Raw genomic sequence first — 9,053 nt, forward strand, 5'->3', positions numbered from 1 at the left:
AACATTTAATTCCCAACATTTCCCCCTGGGGCTCCAGGATCGGGCCATCCATGGACGTATTTGTCCGGAATTAGGGGTAGAAAACGTATTTTTAGGAATTGTAAAACGAATCCCTATGCGCAACGTTCTCATCGCCTTGATCGCCTTTGTGGCAGCACTACCCCTTCAGGGTCAGAAGACCCCCTTCGAATATCTGGATGTGTTCCAGCTCCAGTACGCCTCGGACCCGCAGATAAACCCTGATGGTTCCCAGATCGTGTACCGGAGGATGCGTTTCGACATCCAGAAGGACCGCGCCACAGGAGACCTATGGACCATCAATGCCGATGGGACTTCCCACCAGAAACTTACTCCCCTGGAGGGCAGTGAGTCCTCCCCGCGCTGGTCGCCCTCCGGAGATCGCCTTGCCTTTGTCCGGGGTACCGAGGAGGGATCGGAAGTCTATATGTACTGGAGGGCTACCGGGAGGGTGGCACGCCTTTCGCAATTACCGGAGAGCCCTGCATCCCTCAGTTGGTCTGCAGACGGACGCCACCTGGCCTTTACCATGATGGTGCCCAAGGCGCCCCCGGTCCTGGCCAAAATGCCCAAGGCACCCAAGGGTGCGAAGTGGGCAGGAGAGGCCCGGGTTACCGACCGGTTGTATCACGAGGCAGACGGGCGCGGGTACATTCCCACCGGGTTCAGCCATATCTTTGTGATGCCTTCGGAAGGTGGGGCCTACCGACAGATTTCATCCGGCGATTTCCACCACCGGGGCAGCCTTTCCTGGTCCGCAGACGGCTCGGAAATCTACTTTTCGGGCAACCGCAACGAAGACTGGGAATACGACTTCCGTAACAGGGAAGTATATGCCGTCTCCACCCGGGATGGCAGCTACCGGCAACTGACCACCAGCCCGGGGCCGGATTCCGGGCCCGCGGTATCCCCGGATGGCAGCCTGGTAGCCTATACTGGCTATACCGACAAAACCCAGACCTACCAGGTCACCGAACTCCGCCTGATGCGCCCCGACGGTTCCGAGAAACGCGTCCTGACGCCGGACCTGGACCGCAGCGTTTCCGACATTGCCTGGGATTCCCGCGGCAAAGGCCTTTATTTCACGTACGACAACAATGGGAATACTAAGATCGGGTACGTGAGCCTGGACGGTAAGGTTACCGAGCTGGCCGGCAACGTGGGGGGAACTTCTATTGGGAGGCCCTACGGAGGAGGTTCTTTCAGCGTATCACAGAACGGGAAACTGTCCTATACCACAACCCGGCCCGAGCATCCTTCGGACCTGGCCGTTGTAGACAAGGCCGGGCAGGGGGCGCGCCGCATTACCCGCCTAAGTGCAGGACTTCTGGATTACCGCGAATTGGGGCAGGTGGAGGAACTCTGGTACGAATCCACTTTCGACGGCCGACGGATACAGGGGTGGGTGGTTTATCCGCCCGGGTATGACCCGTCCCGGAAATACCCCTTCCTGGTGGAAAACCACGGTGGGCCCATTTCAAACTATGGGGACCGGTTTTCCGCCGAGATGCAATTGTATGCCTCGGCCGGGTATATTGTGTTTTACCCCAACCCCAGGGGCAGTACCAGTTACGGGGAGGAATTCGGAAACCTGCTGTACCACAACTATCCCGGAGAAGACTACCAGGACGTTATGGACGGGGTGGATGCCTGTATCCGAAAAGGGATTGCCCACGAAGACCAGCTTTTTGTGACCGGCGGCAGTGCCGGGGGGATAATGACCGCTTGGATGGTTGGCAAGAACAACCGCTTTGAGGCCGCCGTGGTGGCCAAACCCGTAGTAAACTGGATCAGTAAAACCCTGGTGGCAGACAATTATTTCTACTACGCCGATACCCGGTTCCCGGGACAACCGTGGGAGAATTTTGAGGCGTACTGGAGTTTTTCCCCCCTCTCCCTGGTGGCCAATATCCAGACCCCGACCATGGTCATGGTGGGGATGGACGATTTGCGCACCCCCCCGAGCGAGGCCAAGCAGTTGTACCATGCCCTGAAACTCCGGAAAATCGAAACCGCTTTGGTGGAAATCCCCGGGGCCAGCCATGGCATCGCCAGCCGGCCCAGCAACCTGATCAGCAAGATTGCCCACACCGTGGCCTGGCTGGACAAGTACCGCACCGATAAAAACGGCGAATAATGCGCAGAAAACGGCATTGGTTCTGGAACCTGGTCCTGCTGCTGAGTGTGGCGTTGTGCCTGGTGGCCCTCCTGGCCCATTCCCGGAACTGGAAACGTCTGAAAGCCGATCGGCTCCAGGTCCTTTCCGGTATTTATGTCGCCGACCTGCCTGTAGATGGGATTGGCTCCCTGGAATGGGTGGCGCGCCTTCCTCAGATGGAGCGGGAACACGGGTTTTCGGCCTGGGCCATGGAGAAGGGAAAATTCGTGGATTCCCTCCGGCCCGAGCGGCCCGTTCTGGTACTTGTCGACGATTTGCGTCGCCCGAAAATCCACCTGGTTTACCGGGATTCCCTGGAACTCTACCTCAATCTGAAGGACTCTACCGAAACGGCAGCGCTGTACCAATGGTTGCAGGATAGGATCGGCCCGGAAACCACATCCCAATGATGAGGGGAAGTATTATTTTTGCCCCCAAACGGAACCCACTATGAGAGTCCTTTGCCTCCTCATCCTGCTATTGGCACCCCTGTTGTCCGCAGCTCAGAACACCTTGGAAATCCAGGTAGAGGGGGTGGACTCCTCCGAAGGCCTCATCCAGGTGGCGGTCTACAACAGCGAGGCTACTTTTCTGGACGAAGGGGAGGTATACTTCACAGACAGCGTTAAGGCGGTAAAGGGGACCACGAAAGTGTCTATTTCAGACTTGCCGGCCGGGGAGTACGCCCTGGCCATATTCCACGACCGCAACTCCAATGAACGGTTGGATACCAATTGGATCGGGGTGCCCAAGGAGCCCTACGGGTTTTCCAATGCCCGAACGCGCACCTTTGGCCCTCCCAGGTACAGGGATTGCGTTTTGAAGCTGCAAAAGGATATGATCATCCAGGTCCCCCTGGAGTAAGGCTTCCGGTTAGGCCCCTTTCCGGGTGGTAATCACAATGACCCCGGCTGCGCCCCGGCTGCCGTAAAAGGAGGCTTCAGCCCCGCTGAGGCCTTTAACACTTTCCACGTCCACCGGGTTAACCACGTCCTTTACCTGCCGGTACGAATTGCCCATGATAAGCCCGTCTACGACGTACAGGGGCTCCCCAACGCGCCCGGACTGCAGGGCGTTGTTGCTTTTCACAAAGACGGGCACCCCATTTTCCAGGGCCACCCCGGGCAAGCGCCGGATCCGAGTAAGCAGGGGGATTACGTTGCTGTTTTTCCGGTCGAGTTGCTCTTGCACGGATACCCCGTCGGCACTGGTGGTTTTGGAGCTGCCACAGGAGAGCAGCGTGAGGCCGGCCAGGAGCAGAAGGCCGGGGATGCGTAGTGTTTTCATGCCGGGTTCGATTTTTATGAAAGATACGCAAACCCCTCTAAAGCTCCCGGTTTCGCATTAACTTTAACGCTGTACAAATCAAATCCTATGGAAACCATCCTACTGGCCCAGTTCTTTGCCGTACTCTTTGGGTTTTCCGGGGTCATCCTGGGGGCCTTTGGGGCCCATCGCTTAAAAGGGAAGCTTACTGAAGAACGCCTGCAAAATTTCGAGACAGCCGTGCGTTACCAGTTTCTCCATGCCCTGTTGCTGCTTGTTGTGGCCTTTAACCTCAGTTTTACCACCCCGGTGGAAACCTGGGTGGTGAGGGTACTTATCCTGGGGGTCCTGCTCTTTTCAGGTTCCATCTACGGCCTGGTCTACAGCGGGCACAAGGGGCGGAAATGGAAGGTGCTTATCCCCCTAACACCCCTGGGAGGGCTGCTGATGGCCATTGGGTGGCTCCTGTTGGGGTATGTATTTTTTGCCCCCTTATTCTGATTAGTGGCAGTCGCAGTCGTCCGGACCGCAGCCCTTCGAAGGCTTGGAAGGGAAAAAGAATTTACGGGCCAGGTAGAAGACGGCTGCCCCAAGGGCCAGGTAGGCGATGATGTGTTGCCAGACTTCCATGGTTATGCCAGGATTTGATAGGCCGCTAACGCCGTCAGATAGGCAAAGGTGCTCATAAAGGCCAGTTGCAACAGCGGCCATTTCCAGCTGTTCGTTTCCCGTTTCACAATGGCCAGGGTACTCATACACTGCATGGCAAAGGCATAGAACAACAGGAGCGACACCCCGGAGGCCAGGTTAAAAAGAGGTTCTCCCTTTTCTTCGTTGATCTCCGCCGCCATCCGGTTTTTAATGGTCTCTTCCTCGTCGCTGCCCACACTGTAAATAGTGGCCAGGGTGCCTACAAAGACTTCCCGGGCTGCGAAGGAGGTAATTACGGCAATCCCAATCTTCCAATCGTATCCCAGGGGTTGTACCAGGGGCTCTATAAACTTGCCCATATTCCCGATGATGGAATGCTCCAGGCGGTAGCTGGCAATCTCCTGGCTCAGGGCACGGGCCTCGAGGTCCCCCCGCCTTGCTTCGAGAGAATCCGCTATGCGGGAAGCATCTGTGGTTTCCGCCTCGAGGGCAGACTCGTAGGCTTCCAGGTTGCTAGCGATATAGTTTTTGCTGTACTGCGTGTACCCTTGTCCGGCCACCCGGTCCGAAACAATGGTTTCCGCATTGTTGTAATCCTCCGTGAAGCCGGTAGAGCCCAGGAACCAGAGGACTATGGAAATAGCCAGGATGATCTTACCCGCCCCGTATACAAAGCTCTTGGTCTTTTCCACCACGGTGTAGAAGACATTCTTCCAAAGCGGAAGTTTATAGTTGGGCATCTCCACCATAAAGAAGCGACGGGTGGGGATCTTTAGGATGCGGTTCAGGGCCCAGGCAGAAACCATGGCCGCCATAAAGCCCAACAGGTAGAGCATCATAAGGGCAAGGGCCTGGAAGCTGAGCCCCAGGAAACGCCCCTGGGGGATTACCAGGGAAATGATGATGAGGTATACCGGAAGGCGGGCCGAACACGTCATAAACGGGGTTACCAGGATGGTGATGAGCCGCTCTTTCCAGCTTTCGATGTTCCGGGTGGCCATGACCGCCGGGATGGCGCAGGCCGTGCCGGAGATAAGGGGCACCACACTCTTGCCGCTCAGGCCGAAGGGGCGCATCAGGCGGTCCATCAGGAAAACCACCCGGCTCATGTACCCGGATTCCTCCAGGATGGAGATAAAGAGAAACAGGAAGGCAATCTGCGGAATGAAAATCACAATCCCGCCTATCCCCGCAATGATCCCTTCCGCAATCAGGTTGGTGAGGATGCCCTCGGGAAGCGCCCCTTTCACCCATTCGCTGGCCGAGGCAAAAAAGGCGTCGATAGCATCCATGGGGACGCTGCTCCAGTCGAAAATGGCCTGGAAGATGGTAAGAAGGATCACAAAAAAGATCAGGTATCCGAATATGCGGTGGGTCAGGACCCTGTCTATGGAGGCGCGCAGCCCGCGTGCAGCCTTCAGGTCTACGGCATAGCTTTCCTTCAGGATTTCATTTATAAACTGGTAACGTTTGATGGTCTCCTTGTGCTGCAGTTTTTTGAGTTCCTGCCGGGATTTGATCTCAAAACTCTTTTCCCCTCCCGGGAGTTTTTTCTGCAGGGGGGTAAAGTTTACATCCTGGGTAATGACCACCCAGAGTTTGTACAGGTCCTCGTTGGGGAACGCCTTGCCCAGCCGCTGGAAATACTCCGGGTCTATAGTCTTTATATCGATGGTGGGCTGGCAGGAAAGGCAGCGGTACTCCTCAATGATCTGCTTGAGGGTTTCGATCCCGGTATTTTTCCGGGTACTCACCAGGGCTATGCGCGTTTGCAGTTTTTTCTCCAGGGCAGCCACGTCCAGGCTGATGCCTTTGCGCTTCATGCGGTCTGCCATATTGATCACCAGTACGGCCGGGAGCCGCAGGTCCTTGATCTGGGTAAAGAGCAGCAGGTTGCGCTTGAGGTTCTCCACATCGCTGACCACCACTACCAGGTCCGGGAAATCCGGGGCATTGCGGTTGAGCAGCAACTCCACGGCCACACTCTCGTCCAGGGAGGTGGTGTTGAGGCTGTAGGTGCCCGGGAGGTCTACGATATGCGCTTTCTTCCCTCTGGAGAGCCGGCAGATGCCCTGCTTTTTCTCCACGGTTATGCCCGGGTAGTTGCCCACTTTCTGGTTCAGTCCCGTAAGGCGGTTGAAAACCGAGGTCTTCCCGGTATTGGGATTTCCGATTAAGGCAACCTTGATATCCTTACTCATGCCCTTGGATGGGTTCAATTTCGATTTGGAGGGCAACTGTCCGCCGGATGGCGATATGCGAACCGCTTACGTTGATGTAGAGGGGGTCGCGCAGGGGCGCTTCCTGAATGAGTTCCACTTCGTTGCCGGGGAGGCAGCCCAATTCCAGGAGCTTGATGGGCAGGATGTCCTGGTCGAAGGACTTGATAATACCCCGCTCCCCGCGTTTCAGATGGGCGACAGTGAACCTCAATTCTTATTTAGATTGATTATAAGCAATGACAAAAATAAGCGAAAAACCCGATTCGGCAGGCCCAAATCCCAAAAACTTGACTCAATCCAGGGCGGCGGCCTTCAGGATGGCGAGGTCCTCCAGCAACCGGTCCATATCTTCCCGGTTGGTGCCGTCATAGGTGCCCCGGATACGCCTCTGCTGGTCTACCAGGATAAAGTTCTCGGTGTGGATCATATCGAAGGGCCCTCCGTCCCCATCGGTTTTCACGGCCATGTAAGACCGGCGTGCCAGGTCGTAGATCTGTTTTTTATCCCCGGTAACCAGGTTCCACTTCGCATCGACCACCCCCTTTTCCAGGGCGTAGGCCTTCAGGCGGGGTACCGAGTCGATCCCCGGCGTCACCGAATGGGACAATAGAAGCACCTCCGGGTCATCCAGGATCTGGCTTTGAATATAGGCCATATTCTGGGTCATGGTAGGGCAGATGGTAGGGCAGGTTGTAAAGAAGAAATCGGCAATGTAAATCTTGCCGGCATAGTCCTGTTGGGTAATGGTGTCGCCGTTCTGGTTGACCAGTGAAAAATCCGCCACCGTGTGGTATTTCTTCACATGGCTGATCTCGGCGTCTACCAGTTCCGGGTTAAAGTCTGCCGGCTGATATATGGGGAGGGTTTTTTTAGGCTGGAGCGCCCTGTAAAACAGCACGATAATAACGGCCGAAATCAGGAGCATGGTCAGGCCAAAAATCTTGTATTTCGCGAAAAAAGACCGCACGGCTCAGGGTTTTTGCAAAGGTACGCAACCGCACCCATCCCTTCAACCCAATGGGGCCTTGCGCTGCTAAATCTTTCTTAAAGATGGTACCCGGGGTCGAATAGTTTTTTAAAAGCGGGCCTAATGATGTAGTTTTGTGCGTTTTCAAAACAGCCCAGCGCCTATGTCGCCCATCCTTATTCAGGCCCTACAATTCCTTTTGAGCTTGTCCCTGCTCATCGTCCTGCACGAGCTCGGGCATTTTGTACCCGCCAAACTCTTCAAGACCCGGGTAGAGAAATTCTACCTGTTTTTCGATATAAAGTATTCCCTCTTCAAAAAGAAGATCGGGGAAACCGTGTACGGTATCGGGTGGCTGCCCCTGGGGGGTTATGTGAAGATTGCCGGGATGATAGACGAGAGCATGGACACCGAGCAGATGTCCGGCCCGCCCGAACCATGGGAATTCCGATCCAAGCCGGCCTGGCAGCGGCTTATCATCATGCTGGGAGGGGTTACCGTGAACTTCCTGGTTGCCCTGCTGATCTACATCTTTGCCTCCTGGTTCTACGGCGATGCCTACATATCGACCTCCAGCATCAAAGGGGGCTATCAGGTAACCAACCCTGTCCTTCTGGAAATGGGGGTCAGAACCGGAGACAACCTGGTCGCCATAGACGGGGAGCGCTATGACAATTACGACGATTTACGGCGGAACCTGATTACGGCCGAACAGATCACCATTGAGCGGGACGGGCAGGAGCAGACCCTCACCCTTCCCGAGGACTTCCTCGGCCAGCTCTCCACGGGGGAAGATATCAGCCTTTTTGAACTGCGGCTGCCCTTTATTGTCCATTCGGTACCGGACTCTTCCCAGAATGCCGGGGCCGGCCTGAAAAAGGGCGATTGGGTCCGCCGGGTTGGCGGCCAGCAGGTGGCCTATTTCGATCAGATGGCCGAGGTCCTGAAACAATACCGCGGCCAAAGTGTACCGGTACAGGTGGAGCGCGACGGCGCTCCGGTAGACCTGGAATTGCAGGTGAACAGCGAAGGCAAGATCGGAGTCTTTAACGGGGGGTCCATAGCGCGGTATACAGAACTGGGCTATTTCGATACCGTTATTAAAGAATACGGCTTCTTTGAGAGCTTTGCGGTGGGGACGCGCAAGTTCGGTTCCCAGATTGCGGGCTACTGGCTGCAACTGAAGAAGATTTTTACCCCGAGTACCGGTGCCTACAAAGGCGTTGGCGGGTTTAAGGCCATCTTCGACATCTTCCCGGATTTCTGGAGCTGGCAGGGCTTTTGGAATATTACGGCCTTTTTGTCCATCATGCTGGCCGTACTGAACCTGCTGCCCATCCCGGCCCTGGACGGGGGGCATGTCATGTTCCTCCTGTACGAGATGATCTCGGGGCGCAAGCCCAGCGACAAGTTTATGGAATACGCGCAGATGGTGGGCTTTTTCCTGCTGATTGCCCTTATCCTCTTCGCCAACGGGAACGATATTTACAAGGCCCTGACGAATTAAAACTTCCCCGATTTTTTATTGGGGTATTATTGAGAAACTCTTATATTTGCGTCCTCAAAATACGGTTTTAAAACCTTGTTTTGAGACCTATTCCTCCTTAGCTCAGTTGGTTAGAGCATCTGACTGTTAATCAGAGGGTCCTTGGTTCGAGCCCAAGAGGGGGAGCTGCAACATAGGCCGGTATTCACCGGCCTTTTTTATTTCTCTTGGTCTCGAGCCAACGCGCCATCTCGCGCCTCACTATCAAAGGTCCACCGGACCTTT

At 55.6% G+C, this 9,053-nt stretch carries 10 protein-coding genes and 1 tRNA gene; 6 read left to right on the forward strand and 5 right to left on the reverse strand.

Translation table 11 applies throughout. From position 1 onward, the window contains the following. Positions 1 to 115: 115 nt before the first annotated feature. From CA832_RS03590 to CA832_RS03600, 3 genes are read left to right on the forward strand one after another with little or no spacing between them, the layout of a single operon-like run. Positions 116 to 2,155 (forward strand): S9 family peptidase, encoded by a 2,040-nt coding sequence (locus CA832_RS03590; RefSeq protein ID WP_088340178.1) that lies wholly within the window; start codon positions 116 to 118, stop codon positions 2,153 to 2,155. Further along, the gene (locus CA832_RS03595) at positions 2,155 to 2,586 is read left to right on the forward strand and encodes a hypothetical protein (protein WP_088340179.1); all 432 of its coding nucleotides are present in this window, start codon (positions 2,155 to 2,157) and stop codon (positions 2,584 to 2,586) included. Before CA832_RS03590 ends, CA832_RS03595 begins: the two co-directional genes overlap by 1 nt. Before the next feature lie 40 nt (positions 2,587 to 2,626). Continuing rightward, complete coding sequence (locus CA832_RS03600) at positions 2,627 to 3,040, forward strand: DUF2141 domain-containing protein (RefSeq protein WP_088340180.1); 414 nt, start codon at positions 2,627 to 2,629, stop codon at positions 3,038 to 3,040. 9 nt (positions 3,041 to 3,049) lie between these two features. Here the strand turns inward: CA832_RS03600 and CA832_RS03605 are convergent, their stop codons facing one another. Beyond that, on the reverse strand, positions 3,050 to 3,463 hold the full coding sequence (locus CA832_RS03605) for a TonB-dependent receptor (RefSeq protein WP_088340181.1): 414 nt from the start codon (positions 3,461 to 3,463) through the stop codon (positions 3,050 to 3,052). An 87-nt stretch (positions 3,464 to 3,550) separates the two neighbouring features. On the opposite strand from CA832_RS03605, the gene CA832_RS03610 reads away from it, so the two are divergent. After that, complete coding sequence (locus CA832_RS03610; RefSeq protein ID WP_088340182.1) at positions 3,551 to 3,943, forward strand: DUF423 domain-containing protein; 393 nt, start codon at positions 3,551 to 3,553, stop codon at positions 3,941 to 3,943. Here CA832_RS03610 and CA832_RS03615 read toward each other — a convergent pair whose 3' ends face one another. From CA832_RS03615 to CA832_RS03630, 4 genes are all read right to left on the reverse strand, one after another. Further along, positions 3,944 to 4,072, reverse strand: coding sequence for a FeoB-associated Cys-rich membrane protein (locus CA832_RS03615; RefSeq protein ID WP_088340183.1), 129 nt, complete (start codon positions 4,070 to 4,072; stop codon positions 3,944 to 3,946). It lies immediately after the preceding gene. A 2-nt stretch (positions 4,073 to 4,074) separates the two neighbouring features. Next, a complete protein-coding gene (gene feoB / locus CA832_RS03620; protein ID WP_088340184.1) occupies positions 4,075 to 6,294 on the reverse strand; it encodes a ferrous iron transport protein B in 2,220 nt (739 codons plus the stop codon). Further along, positions 6,287 to 6,526: a FeoA family protein gene (locus tag CA832_RS03625; RefSeq protein ID WP_088340185.1), complete on the reverse strand. Its 240-nt coding sequence runs from the start codon at positions 6,524 to 6,526 to the stop codon at positions 6,287 to 6,289. Before CA832_RS03625 ends, feoB begins: the two co-directional genes overlap by 8 nt. An 81-nt stretch (positions 6,527 to 6,607) precedes the next feature. Then, positions 6,608 to 7,282 carry an SCO family protein gene (locus CA832_RS03630; RefSeq protein ID WP_088340186.1) on the reverse strand — a complete coding sequence of 225 codons (675 nt, stop codon included), beginning with the start codon at positions 7,280 to 7,282 and terminating at the stop codon, positions 6,608 to 6,610. A gap of 163 nt (positions 7,283 to 7,445) precedes the next feature. On the opposite strand from CA832_RS03630, the gene rseP reads away from it, so the two are divergent. Further along, on the forward strand, positions 7,446 to 8,789 hold the full coding sequence (gene rseP / locus CA832_RS03635) for an RIP metalloprotease RseP (RefSeq protein ID WP_088340187.1): 1,344 nt from the start codon (positions 7,446 to 7,448) through the stop codon (positions 8,787 to 8,789). Between the two features lie 91 nt (positions 8,790 to 8,880). Further along, positions 8,881 to 8,954, forward strand: a tRNA-Asn gene (locus CA832_RS03640). Positions 8,955 to 9,053: the final 99 nt, after the last annotated feature.

Origin of the sequence: Robiginitalea sediminis (assembly GCF_002198115.1) — a bacterium.
In the GTDB taxonomy this organism is placed as follows: Bacteria; Bacteroidota; Bacteroidia; order Flavobacteriales; family Flavobacteriaceae; genus Robiginitalea; species Robiginitalea sediminis.